The sequence below is a fragment of the Chryseobacterium sp. WG14 genome (assembly GCF_024586945.1).
Taxonomy (GTDB): domain Bacteria; phylum Bacteroidota; class Bacteroidia; order Flavobacteriales; family Weeksellaceae; genus Chryseobacterium.
Genome location: NZ_JALCZD010000004.1, coordinates 183,735 through 202,019 on the forward strand (window position 1 = coordinate 183,735; position 18,285 = coordinate 202,019).

Consider the following 18,285-nt stretch of genomic DNA (forward strand, 5'->3'; position numbering starts at 1 on the left):
AACCCAAAAACCGCAATAGAAATCGTGTTATTTGGCTCAACTTTGTATCAATAAATAATTTAAAATAAATAAAAATGGAAAATACGAATTTTCAGTTCAAAACAAACATCAATTGCAGCAGCTGCGTAGCAAAAGTAACCCCTTTTCTAAATGATGCCGAAGGGATCGGGCAATGGGAAGTGGACACTGCCAATAGAGAGAAGATCCTAACTTTGAAATCTGAAGGAATTACTGAGCAAAAAGTGATAGAAGCAGTTCAAAAGGCAGGTTTCAAAATTGAAACTATAAAATAATTAAGATGAAAAAGGTCATCAATACATTGTTGGGCGTAACGGTTTGCTTAGTCACTTTATCGGCCTGTAACAATGTAGAAAATAAAAAAAATAAAGATATGGCAACTCACGAGCATACAGACAAAGAAAGCGTTTACGCTTGCCCTATGCACCCGGAAGTAACCGGAAAACACGGGGATAAATGCCCTAAATGTGGAATGGATTTGAAAGCAGTTAATACTGAAAATGCAGTTGCGTATGAGGTGCAATTAACTACTTCGCCACAAAATGTGGAAGCAGGAAAACCAACTCAATTGACACTTGCTGTAAAGCAAAATGAAAAAAATGTAGCCTTGGATATTTCACACGAGATGAAACTGCATTTAATGGTAGTTAGTGAAGATTTAAGCTGGTTCCGCCACATCCATCCGGAAGAGCAGACTGACGGTGCGTATGCGATTACCGAAACATTCCCGAATGGTGGAAAGTATCTTCTGTTTTCTGATTTTAAACCGAGTGGTGGCGAACAGACCTTGAACAAACAGGAAATTGAAGTACAGGGAAAAAGCAGTCCGGTTAATAATGATATTTCAACCAAGTATATCTCAAAAGTTGATGGATATACCGTTACCCTTATCAATGGAAGTGATTTTAAAACCAATAAAACACAACACCTGGAAATCTCCATAGAAAAAGATGGAAAGAAATTAATCGAAAAGGATTTGCAGCAATATTTAGGAGCATCTGCCCATATAGTAATGATAGGCAAGGCAGATAAAGGATTTCTGCATATTCATCCTGTAACAGACAGCCGTTTTCCAATTTTTGCACAAACACATATCGAAAATGCGGGAGTTTACAGAATGTGGGTACAGTTTAAAATAGATGGGAAAGTGCATACCGCAGATTTTACCGTTGATGTAACCAAAGGAAAGAAAGACGAAAATGGAGAACAGACGCACGTACATCAACATTAGATTGTTTTAAAATCAGTAGAGAAATTGGTGATCATAACATGATTTTTTCTTCTTACTGAAGAATTTCCTATCAAAAGTACATTTACAAATAAAGTCAGGCACCGATAGAAATACCGGTGCTTTTTGTTTTTTTAAGGCTGGTTTTTGATGAAAAAAATCCTTCTTTTGACGTAATGCAGCCATTGTGTAGATTTCGGATAAACTGATCATGTGATTCCGCGGCAAGTTGGCCACCAGGCTTCTGGCGAAGTAAGTAATGTCATCAAAAAAATCCCACAAAACATGAATTTTGCGGGATTAATCAGCTTTTTTGATATTTGAAGAAGTAGCCAACTGCGTCAATCCTCCTGTTTTGTTTGGGAACAATTTTTCTCTCTCATCATCAGTGATATATTATAAATGATAGGGCAGGAGGATTAACTAATTTTTAAATAGTTCGCAGTTAATTGGCAATTTTATAGCCATAGAACGAGCTTACGACCACCTGATAAGTAGTTCCGCTGGTTACGGCTGCTGCTGAAGCCATGCTTACGGTTTCTCCGGCATTCAGATAGGTAATGCACGAAACATTGGTCCCTGCCAATATACCCGGACTCGATTGATAGGACTGAACCAATACATTATTGGGAGTGGTGCTGAAGTTTTTTACAAGATATAATATAGCCCATGCAAAATTGGGAGCACCGACAATCGCACCATTATCAAACTGGGTAGAGCCGTAAAACATATAATATCCACTGGTAGCGGCAGTAAACCTTCCATTGGCCGTATTCATTACATTTCCTGTATTGATGACTGTTCCTTCAGGATAGTTAATTTCGGCGTTGATATAAGGTCCGCTTACTGTAGCAGGAAGAGACTGTCTGGTTGTAGTGCTTATAGTGGAAAAAGCATAAGTGGATGCTGCTGCGGGCAGACTATTGGAGCTTGATAGTAAAATAAGTTCCCATGTCGTATTGGTAACCGTTCCCTTGCTTATGAAAAAGGCATAGTAACCCGGAGGAACACTTATAGAAGCTACTCCTGCACCGCTTTGATTGTCAATCAGCTCTGTTCCGCTGGCGGCAATAGATAATGTTGCTGTTCCTGTATTTTTGAAATGGTAGGTTCTTCCGATAAAGTTGCCGGATCCGGTTACAGCAGCAGGCAGAGTTAAGGTGCCATTACTGTTCCCGCTGTAGGCTATGTAGTAATCATTGGCATCAACAGGACCACTTGTTGTTGTGGTTTTGTAGGTGGCAGCAAATGAGCCATTGACGGTTAGTTTACTGCCCGGATCGCTGGTATTAATACCTATATTACCGGTTTGAGAATACATCACAGTATAGCTTAGAACTGCCAGTAACGGCAGTAAAAACATTTTTTTTCTCATATTTGATAAGATTAATGGATAAATTAGCGGGTAAAGAAATTTCACTTGTTGTTAATAGCCGGCATCTGTATCCGCTACAGAGAAAGCATGTTTAATGAACTGCCACAGGGATGAGGGACTTGAAGCAGTTCGGTTTTTCAGATTTATGTGTTTAGAATCATCTTGTATGTTTTTTCTTAATTTTGGAATTTCACAAAATCAAGGTAGAAAACAGGATTACCTACATTAAAACCACCTGGAATTACACCGTTGGTCTTAACAGCTAGAACAGTATAGGTTCCTGGAGTGGAAAAATATAATACCCGGTTTTGATCTCTTGGAGCCATAAAAATGGGCGTATTGGAGGTACAGTAACTTTTCCAGACATCTCCGATTCCGTTAATATAGAATGTATAATCATTACAGTCAGAATTTATGGCAATACCGCTACGGAAAAAGTACCATCCTCTCGCTGGAATAACCACCGAAATTCCTGTTGCCAGATTTCCACCTCCCGTAGATCCGGTAAAAGGATTAACCAGTGTTCCCGAATAAGATGTCCAGTTGTTGGCAAATGCTGTGGTGACCGTTGATGACCAGGTGGCTAAACCATTGGCGTCACTGGTCAGTACATAGCCTAGCTGCTGGGTGCCGTCTTTAATCTGTAATGCACCGTTATTAGTACCGTTGTCTATGACGATTTTAGAATTGGCGGATCCTGCAGGAACTGTATTGGTTCCTACCAAAATCTTTCCGGTTCCGTTGATACTCAGGTTGTTTCCTGCAGTAGCAATATTTGTTGGCTGAGATAGGGTGCCTCCTAATTTAACATCAGTGCCCGATATGGATAGACCGTTACTGGCGGTATAATTACCTGCCGAAGAACTCGCTGATACAATTTCCCAGGTAGAATTGGTCCCGGTAAGTCCTGTATTGATCAGCTGGATGCTTTGGTTGGCAGGGACTACAATGCTGGTATTTCCATTAATTGTTTCCGGTGCTGCGGAATTGAGTGTAACGGTAAAGTTTGTATTATTCTTAATAGTATACATTCGCCCCTTAAAATTTCCAACGCCATTGATGGCTGCCGGAAGGTTGAATACAGCGTTAGCAGTGCCATTGTAAGAGACATGAAAATCAGCTGAATTCAAATTGTATGATGCTGTATTTATTGCAGTGTAATTCGCCGCTATGGATCCATTAATATCTATTGTGGATCCAGGATTGGGAGTATTTATCCCTATATTGCCTGCCTGCGAAAAGACAAAGGAGGAGGCTAGTACTCCTAATATTTGTCCTAATTTTGTAATTTTCTTGATCATTTTTTTAGTTTTAAATTTTAATTCCCTGAATACAAGCTATGTATAGCATAATATATGAATAATATCGCCCCTGATTTATTAATTTCAGGTTAAGTATTTGTTGTTATATTGTAAATTTTATTATGTTATTTTTAAATAAAATGCATTCATAACGCAAAAGTATAGAAATGCTTCTACAAAAAACAATGTGTTTCGTAGAATAAAATAAAGAGTATTGTAGAAAATTTTCTACGTATAGGATTATGGGAAATCAGGTTATATAGGTTTGATATAATCTAATGAGGTCCGCTAAATTTTTCGTTTTAAGTTTGTTATGAATTCTTTTTTTATAAGTACTGATAGTAGGCATCTGGATGCTCATCTTATTTGAGATCTCTAAATTGCCGTTACCCTGCACCATTAAAATAAAGATTTCGTATTCTCTTACAGATAATTTTTTTATAGAATCCAGTGGAGACTGCTGAAGCAATTGCTGTACAATAGATGGGGGATAATAAAATCCCTCAGAAAATATTTTATTTACGGCATCTGAGATTTCCTCAGATTTGCTTAATTTACTGATGTATCCGTTGGCGCCCGCTTTTATATACTGTACGGCTACCTCTTCTTCATAGGCAGAGAATATCAGGATTTTTATGGTGGGATCCAGTGTTTTAATTTCGGAGATCATTTTTTTGTTTTTGCTTTCCGGCATATTGATATCCAAAATAACAAGATCATATTTCTTCCCGGAAATTTTTTCCAGGGCTTCCGGATAATCTTCAGCCTGGTCTATCACAACACCCTGGATTCTTGACTCTAAAATCAGGCTTGTTCCTACCAAAACAATGTCGTGATCATCAGCAATAAGAATATTCTTAGTCATCTTTTTTATTTGTTAAAATCAGTTTAAATGAAGTTCCTTTTAATTTATTTTTTTTGAAGGCAATTTTTCCTTCGATCATTTGAAGCAGCTGCAGGACAAGGTGAAGTCCCATTCCGTACTTTTGAAGCAGTAATTTTTCATTTTCAATATTATCCTGAAGTTTTGTATAATATTCTATTTTCTTTTCATCCATTCCAATACCGGTATCTGTTATCAATAGAATCACCGTATCGCCTTCCACACTGCTGTCTATTGTGATGGAGCCATTTTTTGTGAATTTTACAGAATTGTCCAGAAGATTGTGAAAAATTGCAGATAATATGTTTTTGCTGATCCATACAGACAGTGCCTTATCTACATTATTTATAATTACGGTATTATTGTTTTCTGCTATAGCATTGAAAAGTACCTTTTTTTCATCTATCAGCTTATACAGGGAATAGAGTTTTGTTTTGTTGGATCGGTGATGGGTATAAATATCCGCATATTCTTTTAAGGTAATGGTAAAATTATATAATTGATCCGAGGACTTGTAAATAGAATTCAGAATTTTTTCACTTTGCTGCCCGTTAAATTCATTTTGATTCAGGGCCTCTTTTGCTGTGAGCGCAATAAATTTTACCGGTGTTGTAATATCGTGGGTAATAGTTCCGATCAGCTTTTTTTGCTGTTCAATTTCTTTATGAAGCTTTATTTTTGTAATCTTAAGCTTTTCAACAGTATCAGAAAGGCTCTTTGTGCGGGAATTGACAATTTCTTCCAGTTCATGGTTTTTCTTTTTCAGAAAACGTAATCTCCATCTTACCACCATGTATAATAAGAACAGTATGATGGAGAAAATAAATAGTTTAAACCACACCGTCTGGTAAAAATAAGGTGGAATGATGATTTTTATTTTTTTATAAATGTATTTTCCATCATCAGAAACCAGTATTCTCACTACAAAAGTATGGTTTCCGTAGGTAAGATTTGAGAATGAAAATTTTCCGTCCTTTCCTATAGGTTCCCAGCTGTCATTAGACATGCCGCTTAGCTTAGCTTCTATAACCAGGTTGTCGGGGTTTGAATAATAGGGTATATCAATGAAAATATCAATACGGTTAGATTCCGGTTTTAGACGCAGCACTTTGTCGAAATATTTTTCTTTATTATCAATAATAGCTCTTTCTATGTAAATATTCTCAGGATAATAACTTCTTACTTTCGCCGGATCAAAAAAAACCAGGCCATCTAAGGACGGAAGTACAAATTCTCCATTTTTTAGCCTGCTGCCACAGATATTACTGCCGCCATTGAATTCATTGGTTTTGAAACCTGAATCTTTTGAAAACCGGTAATAGTTAACCCTGAACTGCCTGTTCTGAACATACTGAAGCAGCTGGCTTTCCCGAACCCTGTAAAGCCCGTTATTGGTAGGAATCCAGAAAAAGCCGTACGAATCTTCCAAAATAGTATGGGAAGAAGAAATATTGTTGTTGCCATCATAAGGCATTTTGATCAGGCGATTGTTTTTCAGCAGATAGAGGCCTTTACCTAAAGTGGTTATCCAGAAATTACCATCTTTTGATTTGATAATACTGCGGATGGATAATTCATTACCAGGATTTAAATTGAGTATTCTATTGGTCTTCAATGATACTTTGTATAAACCTTTTATCGTTCCTACCAACAGGTGATCCTCATCAAACTTCAGGAATTTGGAAGGCTGATTATTAAAAAAAAACTTTTTTTCTACCGATTTGAAAGACAGGTCTTTATAAATCATAAGGTTTCCGCTGTATTCGGTAGTTCCATCTTTTTTCTGCTGTATCTCCAGTGCGTAATATCTGTTGGCGTCAAAAAAAAAGTCTATAACGCAGAAATTTTTCTTTGTAATAGTTTCTGTGTAAGATGTTTTCTTCGGGTATATCACCAGGTCATTTGCCCTACGTGCAATAAGATTTTCCTTCTCATCATAAGCCATAAAGAAAGATGTGATGTTTTTAAAACTTTTATCCTCTACCAGTCCGTTATGGTTATAGCTCTCCCCGAAGGTTGTGATTACTGAAGACTCAGTGTAGGGGAGAGTGGCGTAAAAAACAGATTCCGGCTTTGATGAATGCCTCTGAAGGGTACTGAAATCTGAAAAACTGATGACCTGCAGTCCATTGGTGCTGCTTCCAAGATAAAGTTTTTGGTAAGATTTGTCATAATATATGCTAATTATATTCTCCGCAATATGGTCTAGCTGTGCAATTTTTGATATATTGAATTTATTTTGTTCATAAAGACACCTGTATATGCTGTTCTTATTGACTATAAAAACCTGGTTATTAATCCGACTCCAGTAAATTTTAGTATTACTATCTGTCAGTAAAGGTTCATTATAATAATCGACAACTTTTCCCTTTTCAATTTTCTGAATATTTTTTGAACGGTGATCAATAAAGAATACTGATGTGTTGAGTAAAAAGATTTGGGCGGTGTTCTTGTAGAATGTTTTGATGTTTAGATGCTCTTCTTTTTGGGAAACGGCATCCACATATTTCAGGGAGCTTTCTTTTATAAAATAAGTACCTTCTTTAAGCTGAAAATAAAGGCTCATGCCTGGTGATGTAGTATAGCTGTAATTGGACCCGTACAAAAAGTAATTGATATGGTCCTTAAATATAAAATTTGATTTTTTTTTTAATAAGTTTGTTACTACAGGAGACTTTTGGTGTATAAGAACGGTTCTTCCATAATCTGCTGTAGTATAAATGCTGTCTTTTTCGGGATGGCCATAGAAGTACATAAACCGCTGGCTGTTCAATGGAAGATTTTTATAAACCAAAAATTTCATTCCATCATACCTTACAATTCCGTTTTCAGTGGTCAGCCATATAAAGCCGTATTTGTCTTTTATAATATCTTTTACGCTGTTTTGTGGAAGACCGTTGTCTGTATTATATAACTGAATAGTATAGTGCTGGGTGTAAATAATAGAAAAAATAAAGAGAAGAACAGCAGAAGTATATTTTTTCACAAAATTTTGTTTAATTTTTTCACAAATTTATTACCAAATATGTAATAAACAAAAATAAAAGGTTTTTTCTTCATCCTTGATAAAAATGAACGAAAAATAACAGCTGTTCTATTATTTTAAGCCTGATGAAGTAGATGATGCAGGGTTTTTGTTCCCGGTACTTTATAGGTGATTAAGGACCAGGTTATAAACTTTTGTTTGAATGGTATTAAGAAATCTATACTGCCTTGAATAAAACATGTGATTTTTATATTTTGACTTGAAAATAGGATGGAAATATCCTTTTATTTACGCAAAGAATAATAATTCGAATGTTCTATTATAAGAAAGCAAAGAAAGGTGGCTAAAAAAAATGGAAATTGCCACATAAAAATAAAAAAAGTCTGTAATTCAATGATTACAGACTTTTCAAGCATTTTAACTTCTGCTTAGTGGAGAATACGGGATTCGAACCCGTGACCTTTTGACTGCCAGTCAAACGCGCTAGCCAACTGCGCCAATCCCCCTTTTTTGAAGCGGTACAAAAGTAAGTATTTAAATGATATCTGCAAATATTTTCAATAATATTTTTACAAACTTTTCTTTTATACAAATTATGCATTTGGGATTAAATATAAACTGTCACGAAATAACGCAGCCTATAACCATCAGGCATATATGATTGAGATCATAATTTATTAATGGGTTAAAAATTATTTTTGTAACTCTTATTTAGCAGATACAACCTGAATTACTTAAGTATTAGACAGTCTTAATTGTAGTCATTAATGAAATTGGAATAAGGGATTTTTAGGATGTAATTAAATCATAAGTATTTTAGATATAATCTGTTAATTGATTGAGTGATCACCATTTAAAATTTATTAATATGAAAAATTCTGCTTTAACAATTTTTGCAGTCTTTGCTTTTATAGCCTGCAAAAAAAATGAAACAACAACGGTAAGTCAGCCTGCAGACAGCATGTCAGTATCTGCTCCTTCCGATTCTCCAATGGCCGTTAACGACTCTGCAAAAACCACTAATTCCCCGTCTGCGGATTCTCTGAGTGATCAGGATAAAAAATTTGCTGATGCTGCTGCAAAAGGAGGGCTGATGGAAGTGATGATGGGACAACTGGCAGCAACCAATGCTTCCGGTGCTGCGGTAAAAACTCTGGGTGAGATGATGGTCAAGGATCATACTAAGGCCAATGATGAGCTCAAAAAATGGGCCTCAACAGCAGGTTATACACTGCCAACGGGTTTGGATGCTGAAAAGCAAAAAAAATATGACGACCTGAAAGCAAAAAAAGGGGTGGACTTTGACCGTATGTATACTGATCTGATGGTTACCGATCACAAAAAAGATATTGAAGAATTTAAAAAAGAAGGCGCCGAGGGTAAGGAAACATCATTAAAATCTTTTGCTACCAAAACCCTTCCAACGTTAGAACACCATTTAACGGAGTCTGAAAAGGCGAAAAGTACTGTTAAATAATATGTAGGCCTATGTTGAATTCTGGGTGATAAGGTAAATCTTTTATTACGGTAACAGAGTCTGGAGTAGGCCTACTATCTTTTGTGAGCGGTCACTGGTACAATAAAGCCTATGGTTTCTTTAGTAATTGGTCTTACCTGACCATAATTTCGTAATTAATATGGTTATTATATTTATGCGAAATGCAAAAGGTATTTCAATACACCAAACAATAAACTGATCAGAATAAGATAGATCATATGAAGTTTATACCGGTAAAGCAGGACAATTGAAATAATTACCCAGAGCAGTGAAAACCAGTTTATAGCTGCTACAGAAATTACCTGACCGTTGAATAAAATTTCCTCACCCAGATAAAATGCCAGGTTGACAATAACACCCACCACTGCTGCCGTTATTAATGATAACACGCTCTGTATCATTTTGTTTTTCTGCGTTTTTTCGATCAAAGGAGCTCCCATAAAAATCAGGATAAAGTTGGGTAAAAAGGTAAAATAAGAAGCGATAAGCAATCCGATAGAGCCCATTACCAAAGAACCCTCAAAATGGTTGTATCCGGCCATGAAACCAATATAGGACAGTACAATAACCAAGGGACCTGGTGTAGTTTCCGCGAGAGCAAAACCATCTATCATCTGTGCCTTACTCAGCCACATCAATTTATTGGTTACCAGGTTGGCAGCATAGGGGATAACGGTGTAGGAACCGCCAATTGTTAAGAAAGCAGCTTTGGTAAATAATAGGGATGAGCTCTGCCAAAATACCGGATCAATTAAGAAATTAGATACATATAAAAACGGAGCTAACCACAAGGTTACAAATACCAGCAGTTGTAACACGATTTTTTTTACCGATGTTTCAGAACTGCTTTGATTGGAATTCACAAAGTATACATCTTCATGAATAAGATTCTTGTTTTCTTTATTTCTTGCTTTAGGAATTAAAAGTTTGGGAAAAATCAGGTTGACAGTAATTCCTAAGATGATAATGCCAAATAAGATATAGGGCATTGAAATATGAATAAAATACGACAATAAAAAAGCCATCGATGCGGCGAAAAAATGCAGGGGAGTAAGGAGGGATTTTTGACTTACTTTCCATGTTGCAAATAAAATTATAGCCAGAACGGCGGGTTTTAATCCATTAAATACAGATGTTAACAGCGGTGTATTTCCGTAGAGTGCATATATTAAACTCAGTCCCAGTAAAATACATATTGAGGGTAAGATAAAGAATAAACCAGCTATTATGCCTCCTTTTATACCATGGAGCTTCCAGCCAATATAGATAGCCAGCTGATGAGCTTCCGGGCCGGGTAAGACCATACAGGCATTGAGGGCATGATAGAATTTGCTGGTACTGATCCATTTTTTCTTATCAACTAAAAAGGAATGCATAATCGTAATATGACCGGTGGTTCCTCCAAAACTGATCCACCCCAGGATGAACCAAAACTGTACAGCTTCTGAAAAAGGTGGTTTTGAGACTTTTTTTTCGTTTATAATTTGTTGCATTTATTTTATATTTGGGGAACATACTGAATGATTCGAAAATCGATGATCCCTTACATAATGTATAAGGCAAATCCTGATTTGGAATTATCAGGAAAGATAAACTCAAATATAAGCATTTTAGGGGAATTACGGAAGGTTTTGAGCATGGTTTTTAAGGTCCTGATTTAATCATATTGTACTGAATGTAGTGACATACAATTTGACATAAATAAAGCCTTGAAAAACCAATTTCATAAGTAACATTGTACAGAGTTATAATTTCAGAAGCCTTTGTTGAGAATGTCAGAAAAAGGCATCATGATATTTATTTTAAAATGCAAATCTTTCAATTCACAGGAAGCTGATCTTTCATTACATATCATGATTTTTTTAAGCTGTCCTCTATCGATATTCTCTTTATTTAAAGGATAAGTAAGCTGTGATTCATAGTATAGGCAATAAGTTCTGCCGAAGTTTTAGTATTTGTTTTTTTTCTAAGGTTACTTTTATGATTCTCCACCGTATTATAAGAGATAAAAAGTTTTTCTGCAATTTCCGGGCTGTTGAGGCCTTGGGCCATAAGCTTTAAGATGTCTTTCTCACGATTTGTTATATTTGGCTTTTCTGTGTCTATCTGATGTAATTGCTGATCAACATGCTTAAAATACTGAACTTCATTATCACTAAAATCTATTATGGAAAGCAGGGGCAGGTTTTGAATGATGAAATGGGAAAGATCATAAATAACGACTATAGATGCTTTTGTTTCGTAGTTATGAATAATTTGAATGGGTGACTGCAGTAATATCCAACGATAACCCCCATCCCGGGTAATCATTCTGCCGTAATGATTGAACCCGACATCTGTTTTGCCCTCTCTAAGAAACTGCAAACGGACATTGGCAGAAAATACAAATGCTGCCATGACGTATTCTCTATCTTGTGGATGAAATAGATTAATAAAAAATTCATTGCTTGAGCCCATCCAGTCTTCCTTGCTAAAAGGAGTAAATTGTTCAATATTTTCACTGGTTCTTTCTATTTCCATATTTGTTGAATTGACAATAAACCAAAAGAAGGGGCCTAGAGAAAACTTTTTAGCGTTTTCAATTGAATCTTCAAAAAAATCAAAATAGTTCGCAGGCAGTGTGCCATCTTTTTTATTGAAGTAGTCATTATACTGCTTTTCATCCATTGGATTAATATTTTTTCCCATAATATTTCCACTAATTAATATAAGTCTACTTTTTTATTGCGAAAATTATACCAGTATCCAAAGAACCAGATCCATAGTTTTTCCTGGCATACAGTTTCCTGATACTTTTTTTATTAATAATAAAACAAGCTTTGTACTGAAGTTTTTTAACTTGGGTGAGCAGTTTATAAAAGACTATTGTCCTATAAGAAACCCTTGAGAGGTGCTGCAAACCATCAAATTCTGTTATCATATTATAAGAGAAATGATTTTTGATAGGGCCCATGTATTATGCTCGATTTATTTAAAGGACGAGCAAGCTGTGATTCATAGTATAGGCAATCAGTTCTGCCGAAGTTTTAGTATTTGTTTTTTTTCTAAGGTTGCTTTTATGGTTTTCCACCGTATTGTAAGAAATAAAAAGCTTTTCTGCAATTTCCGGGCTGTTGAAGCCCTGTGCCATAAGCCTTAAGATGTCTTTCTCACGATTGGTTATATTCGGCTTTTTTGTGTCTATTTTGTGCAGACCCTGATCAATATGTTTGAAATACTGAACTTCATTGTCAGTAAAATCTATTATCGAAAGTAAGGGATGGTTTTGAATGATGAAATGAGAAAGATCATAAACGACTACCAAAGAAGCTTTTATTTCGAAGTTATGAATAATTTGAAGAGGTGATTGCAATAATATCCAGCGATACCCTCCATTCCGGTCTATCATTCTGCCATAATAATTGAATCTTATTTTGGTTTTTCCCTCTCTTAGAAGCTGTAAACGTAAAGTTGCAGAGAATACAAATGCGGCCATGATATGATGTCTGTCATTTGGATGAAAAAGATTTATGAAAAAATCAGTATCTGAATTGATCCATTCTTCCTTGCTGTAAGGGGTAAATTGCCCAATGTTTTCACTAGTTCTTTCTGTTCTCATTTTTGTATTGTTGGTAATGAACCAGAAATAGGGACCTATAGAGAAGCTTTTTGCATTATTAATTGAATCCTTAAAAAAGTCATAATAATTTTCAGGAAGATCACTGTTCTTCGCAAAGAAATCGTAAAATTGCTGTTCATCTATCGGATTGATCTTTTTTTTCATAATATTTCTGCTAATTAATATAGGTCTACTTTTTATTACGAAAATTATACCAACAATCACTTAATTCAGTTAATTATTTTTGCTGTATATAATTTTTTGATGTGTATTTTTGTGAATAATAAAAGATTTCTGTAATTGATTTTTTTAGCCGGACTGAAGCATTGCTAAAACTTATTATTTTTTGAGACTCTTCCAAAGCAGAGTGGGCCCTCAAAAGTTTTATTCAGTATCGAAAAAAAAGAATTCTATAGGCAGATGTAAGTATTTAGTGGTCACTAATTCAAATTCTGACAACTCTTAATTGTAAATTGAGTTGGAAAGTGCCGGCATATTTAATTAAAATGATAAATGAATTTAAACATAAGTACTATAATAAGTCTGCTTAAACTAATTAAAAATTGAGTCAAAAAAGCTGAGTGAAAATCTATAAGCACTTTAGTTTATTTAAGTTTAAACTGATTGAAAATAAAAAGTACACGTAAGCAAAAAATCTTTGATTTTTAAAAACTTACGTGAGCTTATTTTCACAGTCTCATTAATCTTAAGTGTTCAAGAACCTTTGTGACTTTTTGATAATGTCAAATCTTCGATTTGTAATTATAATAAAAAGTGTAGACAAGTTCAAGAAATATGATACCGATGTCATATTATGGTTTAATATCATAATCATGCACTGTATCTTCATCAAGATATAAATGCAGTCTCAGTTTAAATAGTCCGAAAAATGATTTTTTCAAAACAAAAACACACTCTCGGGTATGTATTCTTTGTACTTGATAATCGGTGAAAAAGAAATCCAGGTCATTCATTTTTTTTCCAATCAACTGGTCTTCCCGCAGCAGAATATTCTGATCCTTATCATAGAAATGATATTTTTTATTGAAATAAAATTTTTTATTTTTCATACTTAGATTTTATTATTTGCAAAGTCTTTTTATTATGCAGATTACAGAACTTGCCGAAGTCCTGTTATCTGATAAAATATATAATAATGTGTTTTTTTTTTAATTGAGCAGGAATGGGCCTTTCTTTTCGGTTCTGTTTGCCGGCCCGATTTATTGGATGAATTTTTTAGAAACTTTCTGACCGTTTTCTATAAATGTTAAAACATAAGTTCCTTTATGATAGAAGTTCAATGTAATTTCGCTGGTTTCAGACTTTCCTTGTTGAATCATTTTTCCACTGATATCATAAATTTCGTAGCTGCCAAATTTTTTAGAACCACTGTTGACAAGAATCAACGAATTAGTCTCTTGCGAATAATGAACTGCTTTGGGAAGTCTATTAATTTCAATAGTATTTAAGGTAGCCCCTGAAATTCGTACTGAATAATCTTCCGTTTGACCATTCGTTAAGTTTTCGCAGGGAGTTTTCTGATTCCTGTCCGCGATCACTCTCATCCTCAGATACGTGTCTTTTACTGCTGAAGCAGGAGGTGTAAAATTAATCACATAAGGTGACTGGCTGGGATTGATCCTGTTAGGTGAAGCACCAATCAATTCTGAATCTTCAAAAATGCCGTTATTATTATAATCAATCCAGGCCTTTATATATTGTGGAGAGCCGCCAAAACTCACCTTTAGCTCATTGAAATTAACGCTGATATCTGTAAAAACATCTTTTGTAAAGCAGTTTTGCAGGCTGTAATCCGCATAATAATGTCCATTGGAATACGTCCAAAATGCATCAGATACATTATCTATGGTGCCGAGCTGAACCCGGGTTGGGCCCATTGATTGATTTGCTGGATTAGTTATACCAGTAGGTTTACAGGCAGTAGCAATTAATATGGGTGTAGGAGAAGCAGGATCGAGAGCAGTTGCTCCTAAAGATCTGGTTAAGTTTGACCGGCGCTGCATGAACATAGCAACACCACGTTCTCTCTGCCCCGCAGTAAATTTCCTTGGCCTGGCCGTATAATTCATGACATTATACTGGATCCCCTGATAAGGTGATCCTGTACATGGATTAATGTTTGTGTTGGAAGGAAATGGCGAAACGTATAAAAGATTAGCAGTAGGCTCCGTATCACATATTTTGTCATTGCTGGTCGTACAGTTTGAATTATCAGGACAATCTGAAGCCTGTGGGGAAGACGAAATGGTAGAAGTTCCGGAAAAAACATGATCCAAGCCAAGTGCATGCCCGACTTCGTGTGCTAAAACAGATTGATTGCTAATGGTAATAGCACTTACTTTCATAAAAGTATTATAGGCACTATTGGGATTTGAAGGAGCGCCAGCCCACCCCATAACCCCGTCAGACCATTTGTTTCCATCAAAGCCAATAACCAGATACATATTAAAATAAGAGTTTTCAGGCCAGTGTGGGGCTATACTTTTTACTTCATTTTGATTAGGCCCGTTGGCCCCTGATTCTCTCATACCAGAGGCATCATATCCGGGTAGGCTACTTCCGTTATACCTTATGATTCCGTTAGTGGTGCTACATTGTGGGGTTCTTTTGGCGAGCACCAGTTTAAAAGGGATGACATTTCCGCCATCATTTCCCTGGCCTTCCGGATAATAGCCATTAGCATAGGTTGTTGCAAATATCTTGTTGCAGTTGTCTATCCATTCCTGAATCTGTGCATCAGTCCGTACGAGAGAAGCGTTGGATGGATCAGAGGACTCTATAACATGTATCACAACAGGAATTTCATAGACCTGTCCGGTATACAGCCCGTTTTTAGAGGTGGCCCCAATTTTATTAAGATATTCCTTTGCATTCATCTTCAAGAGACGGGCTTCTGCCTCTTCTCTTGATTTCCGGACTTCCGGATCTTTCCTTTCCAGTTCCTGCTGAACCCGGTCAAAGGCGCAAGATTCCTGCCCAAATATCATTATCGTGCCTAATGATAAAATAATAGTTAAAATTTTTTTCATTGTGATTTTTTTAAATAATAAGAAAATAGATATGTCCGAAACCTTTTTTGCGTGAAGGCCTGATACCAAGTAATAAAAAAGACTGCTGTCTTTAATTTTTAGAAATTTTGAAATCTCAATTTGGGAATGATTCTATTCAATGAAAATCCAGTAGCCACAGGATAAGAGGTCTTTTCCTGAAAAAGTTATTCATCATATGGGATTATCCCTGTTACAGTTTAGAGATAAATGCAATAAGGAATAAAACTACAGTAAGTATCAAACCAATGATGAATCCTGATAATAATTTATTTTTCATGTTAGTTCATTGCTGCTTTTTTGTAAGTGTTTTTTTTATGGTTTTCTATTATATGTACACCTTTCGTCTTATAGTATTGCCTTAAATAAAACAAAGCATCGGTATCCCAAACAATATGATATAAAGAAATTAGGTCACAACACTATGATAGAATGAATAAAAAATATACCGATGCGGTGTTTTATAATTTTAATTGTAGATTAAGTTTGAATAGCATAGCCATGTATCTTATTTTCAGTAAGGTTATATTTCATACTGATGAATAATCTGCTATTTGTAAATTCCTTTACTGCTTTTATTGATGCATCTTTTTCCAGGCCGCCAAAGTATTCCGACTGAGTTTAAATGCTGATGCAGTGGCTATGTTAGTCATCTTATTTTTTCTTTGATATTCCAATATTTTGGCAATGCTTTCATAATCATAGGATTTGTATTCATTATGTATATTGCCATCATGAAATATAATACGGTTAAGGGTGATAACTTCTAATGAAGATAGTTTTTCCTTTCTCAGATAATGCCTGCAATCAGAAATTTTTTCCGGAAATTTTTTCGAAATGATATCTGAAAAAATCTTCACATAATCGGGTCCTATACTTTCCATGATTTTTTTGTATTGTATGATGATATATTCTTATGATTTGTATTTTTCAAGCCACTTGTATAATGTGGTTTTCGGAATTCTATATTCTTCAATAACCTGCGCTCTGGTTTTTTCTCCGCTTTCTATAAGGTTCACAATGAAATCAATAATTTCTTTGGTATAAATATTTTTTCTGAATTTCGGCAATTCAGATTCTTTTTTTACCTGAGATTGATTTCTTGATATTTGCGGAGCGTATAAAATCAAATGCTGATTGTAAATCCTGAAAAAATCATATTCCAAAAGTTTACTCCATCTTAACAGGAGTTCAGAATCAAGACTTTTTAATGTATACATGGTATCGATTTCTTCATCTGAACATTTAAGAAAATTACAGATACGAACAATATCAATTTCAGATTCCAATACTCTTTTTTTAATAATCTGACCTATATGTATATTTTTAAAATCCATGAATCTTGATTTAAGTTATTGAATACCAATCAGGATAAGCTGTATGCCAATGAGCAGGCATCTTCCATGCAGTTTCTGTCATCTTTATCAGATTACAAGCCTCTAAAGACCTGTAACCAGATAAATATATAAAGTTGTGTTTTTAATATGATAGAAAACTCAAATGATCGTTACTTAAATTCAAAAATATAACTGAGCATAGATTGGTTTAGCTTTCCGGATCCATTTCCTCCCATAGCAATAACACTTGAAAGATCTTCTTTAAAGAGATTCACTCCAATTAAAAACTTTCTTCCTGCCCATTTAGCCGGAGAAGTAATTGTTACATAACAATTTTGAGCTTCACGATAATACGTTATATTATCACCGTCTATCATTCTTCCCTGGGCATTATTTAAACCAACATTATTAGCCATTACTGGATTGTGATACGCATTGCTATTATAGCTAAAAGTAATTCTCTCTCCTGAAACATTATATATAACAGCTGAATAAGTATCTCCGGTCATCCTTCCTATATCAATTCTAAATATATCATTTGAAGCAAAATTGCCATTTGCAGTATAACTCCCATAAAGTCGGGTTTCTGTAGGACTATATAGAGGTGGAGATGAAGAAATTGTACTACTGGTAATGCCTGGATAAATAGGTTTATACCGTCCGAAAGTCATTTTTTCGAAAGGAAGATCAGGCTGCTCACCTAGACATTCCCACTTAGGAGTAGCTGGTGTACCATTATTAACCTGAAGACAATTGTCAGTGGTATTATATATCATCAGACCTGTTGCCGGCTGAGCAATAGAATTTCTATTTTGGGTAGTCATGGTTCCCAGTAATGTTCCTTTGTTCTGGTTCGAACTGTTTCTGGGAGCTACATGTAGATTGGCAGAGGGATCCGGGCTTGATGTACCTATTCCAACTTGTCCTTTTGCCATAATTACGCTTGCTATAAGCATTACTGTAGCATTGAATTGATAAGTTTTTATAATCATT

Annotated in this window: 15 protein-coding genes and 1 tRNA gene; 3 read left to right on the forward strand and 13 right to left on the reverse strand. The window is 35.3% G+C overall.

Going from position 1 to position 18,285, the window contains the following annotated elements; translation table 11 throughout:
* Window positions 1-74: 74 nt before the first annotated feature.
* Both MP478_RS08975 and MP478_RS08980 read left to right on the forward strand, forming a co-directional pair.
* The gene (locus MP478_RS08975) at window positions 75-293 is read left to right on the forward strand and encodes a heavy-metal-associated domain-containing protein (RefSeq protein ID WP_230036613.1); all 219 of its coding nucleotides are present in this window, start codon (window positions 75-77) and stop codon (window positions 291-293) included.
* A 5-nt stretch (window positions 294-298) separates the two neighbouring features.
* Entirely contained in the window at window positions 299-1,249 is a 951-nt protein-coding gene (locus MP478_RS08980) for a heavy metal-binding domain-containing protein (RefSeq protein ID WP_257200248.1), read from the forward strand.
* 442 nt (window positions 1,250-1,691) lie between these two features.
* Here the strand turns inward: MP478_RS08980 and MP478_RS08985 are convergent, their stop codons facing one another.
* The 5 genes from MP478_RS08985 to MP478_RS09005 form a co-directional block, all read right to left on the reverse strand.
* Window positions 1,692-2,621, reverse strand: coding sequence for a hypothetical protein (locus MP478_RS08985; RefSeq protein WP_257200249.1), 930 nt, complete (start codon window positions 2,619-2,621; stop codon window positions 1,692-1,694).
* 176 nt (window positions 2,622-2,797) lie between these two features.
* Window positions 2,798-3,922 carry a hypothetical protein gene (locus MP478_RS08990; protein WP_257200250.1) on the reverse strand — a complete coding sequence of 375 codons (1,125 nt, stop codon included), beginning with the start codon at window positions 3,920-3,922 and terminating at the stop codon, window positions 2,798-2,800.
* A gap of 250 nt (window positions 3,923-4,172) precedes the next feature.
* The gene (locus MP478_RS08995; protein ID WP_257200251.1) at window positions 4,173-4,787 is read right to left on the reverse strand and encodes a response regulator transcription factor; all 615 of its coding nucleotides are present in this window, start codon (window positions 4,785-4,787) and stop codon (window positions 4,173-4,175) included.
* Window positions 4,780-7,791, reverse strand: coding sequence for an ATP-binding protein (locus MP478_RS09000; RefSeq protein ID WP_257200252.1), 3,012 nt, complete (start codon window positions 7,789-7,791; stop codon window positions 4,780-4,782). The genes MP478_RS08995 and MP478_RS09000 overlap by 8 nt, the downstream gene beginning before the upstream one ends.
* Window positions 7,792-8,223: 432 nt before the next feature.
* Window positions 8,224-8,297, reverse strand: a tRNA-Ala gene (locus MP478_RS09005).
* Window positions 8,298-8,659: 362 nt separating this feature from the next.
* Here MP478_RS09005 and MP478_RS09010 point away from each other — a divergent pair.
* Window positions 8,660-9,268 carry a DUF4142 domain-containing protein gene (locus MP478_RS09010; RefSeq protein ID WP_257191874.1) on the forward strand — a complete coding sequence of 203 codons (609 nt, stop codon included), beginning with the start codon at window positions 8,660-8,662 and terminating at the stop codon, window positions 9,266-9,268.
* A gap of 173 nt (window positions 9,269-9,441) precedes the next feature.
* Here the strand turns inward: MP478_RS09010 and chrA are convergent, their stop codons facing one another.
* From chrA to MP478_RS09050, 8 genes are all read right to left on the reverse strand, one after another.
* Window positions 9,442-10,782, reverse strand: coding sequence for a chromate efflux transporter (gene chrA, locus MP478_RS09015; RefSeq protein WP_257200253.1), 1,341 nt, complete (start codon window positions 10,780-10,782; stop codon window positions 9,442-9,444).
* A 400-nt stretch (window positions 10,783-11,182) separates the two neighbouring features.
* Window positions 11,183-11,956: a LuxR C-terminal-related transcriptional regulator gene (locus MP478_RS09020; RefSeq protein ID WP_257200254.1), complete on the reverse strand. Its 774-nt coding sequence runs from the start codon at window positions 11,954-11,956 to the stop codon at window positions 11,183-11,185.
* A 304-nt stretch (window positions 11,957-12,260) separates the two neighbouring features.
* Window positions 12,261-13,052 (reverse strand): LuxR C-terminal-related transcriptional regulator, encoded by a 792-nt coding sequence (locus MP478_RS09025; protein ID WP_257200255.1) that lies wholly within the window; start codon window positions 13,050-13,052, stop codon window positions 12,261-12,263.
* 647 nt (window positions 13,053-13,699) lie between these two features.
* Window positions 13,700-13,957 carry a hypothetical protein gene (locus MP478_RS09030; protein WP_257200256.1) on the reverse strand — a complete coding sequence of 86 codons (258 nt, stop codon included), beginning with the start codon at window positions 13,955-13,957 and terminating at the stop codon, window positions 13,700-13,702.
* A gap of 150 nt (window positions 13,958-14,107) precedes the next feature.
* On the reverse strand, window positions 14,108-15,937 hold the full coding sequence (locus MP478_RS09035; RefSeq protein ID WP_257200257.1) for a zinc-dependent metalloprotease: 1,830 nt from the start codon (window positions 15,935-15,937) through the stop codon (window positions 14,108-14,110).
* A gap of 593 nt (window positions 15,938-16,530) precedes the next feature.
* Window positions 16,531-16,839 carry a helix-turn-helix domain-containing protein gene (locus MP478_RS09040; RefSeq protein ID WP_257191880.1) on the reverse strand — a complete coding sequence of 103 codons (309 nt, stop codon included), beginning with the start codon at window positions 16,837-16,839 and terminating at the stop codon, window positions 16,531-16,533.
* A gap of 30 nt (window positions 16,840-16,869) precedes the next feature.
* Window positions 16,870-17,292, reverse strand: coding sequence for a helix-turn-helix domain-containing protein (locus tag MP478_RS09045; RefSeq protein ID WP_257191941.1), 423 nt, complete (start codon window positions 17,290-17,292; stop codon window positions 16,870-16,872).
* A 170-nt stretch (window positions 17,293-17,462) separates the two neighbouring features.
* Window positions 17,463-18,284 (reverse strand): hypothetical protein, encoded by an 822-nt coding sequence (locus MP478_RS09050; protein ID WP_257200258.1) that lies wholly within the window; start codon window positions 18,282-18,284, stop codon window positions 17,463-17,465.
* Window position 18,285 lies beyond the last annotated feature (1 nt).

Coding starts and splice junctions, on each gene's coding strand:
- MP478_RS08975 (WP_230036613.1), top strand. CDS start 75: ATGGAAAATACGAATTTTCAGTTCAAAACAAACATCAATTGCAGCAGC.
- MP478_RS08980 (WP_257200248.1), top strand. CDS start 299: ATGAAAAAGGTCATCAATACATTGTTGGGCGTAACGGTTTGCTTAGTC.
- MP478_RS08985 (WP_257200249.1), bottom strand. CDS start 2,621: ATGAGAAAAAAAATGTTTTTACTGCCGTTACTGGCAGTTCTAAGCTAT.
- MP478_RS08990 (WP_257200250.1), bottom strand. CDS start 3,922: ATGATCAAGAAAATTACAAAATTAGGACAAATATTAGGAGTACTAGCC.
- MP478_RS08995 (WP_257200251.1), bottom strand. CDS start 4,787: ATGACTAAGAATATTCTTATTGCTGATGATCACGACATTGTTTTGGTA.
- MP478_RS09010 (WP_257191874.1), top strand. CDS start 8,660: ATGAAAAATTCTGCTTTAACAATTTTTGCAGTCTTTGCTTTTATAGCC.
- chrA (WP_257200253.1), bottom strand. CDS start 10,782: ATGCAACAAATTATAAACGAAAAAAAAGTCTCAAAACCACCTTTTTCA.
- MP478_RS09020 (WP_257200254.1), bottom strand. CDS start 11,956: ATGGATGAAAAGCAGTATAATGACTACTTCAATAAAAAAGATGGCACA.
- MP478_RS09025 (WP_257200255.1), bottom strand. CDS start 13,052: ATGAAAAAAAAGATCAATCCGATAGATGAACAGCAATTTTACGATTTC.
- MP478_RS09030 (WP_257200256.1), bottom strand. CDS start 13,957: ATGAAAAATAAAAAATTTTATTTCAATAAAAAATATCATTTCTATGAT.
- MP478_RS09035 (WP_257200257.1), bottom strand. CDS start 15,937: ATGAAAAAAATTTTAACTATTATTTTATCATTAGGCACGATAATGATA.
- MP478_RS09040 (WP_257191880.1), bottom strand. CDS start 16,839: ATGGAAAGTATAGGACCCGATTATGTGAAGATTTTTTCAGATATCATT.
- MP478_RS09045 (WP_257191941.1), bottom strand. CDS start 17,292: ATGGATTTTAAAAATATACATATAGGTCAGATTATTAAAAAAAGAGTA.
- MP478_RS09050 (WP_257200258.1), bottom strand. CDS start 18,284: ATGATTATAAAAACTTATCAATTCAATGCTACAGTAATGCTTATAGCA.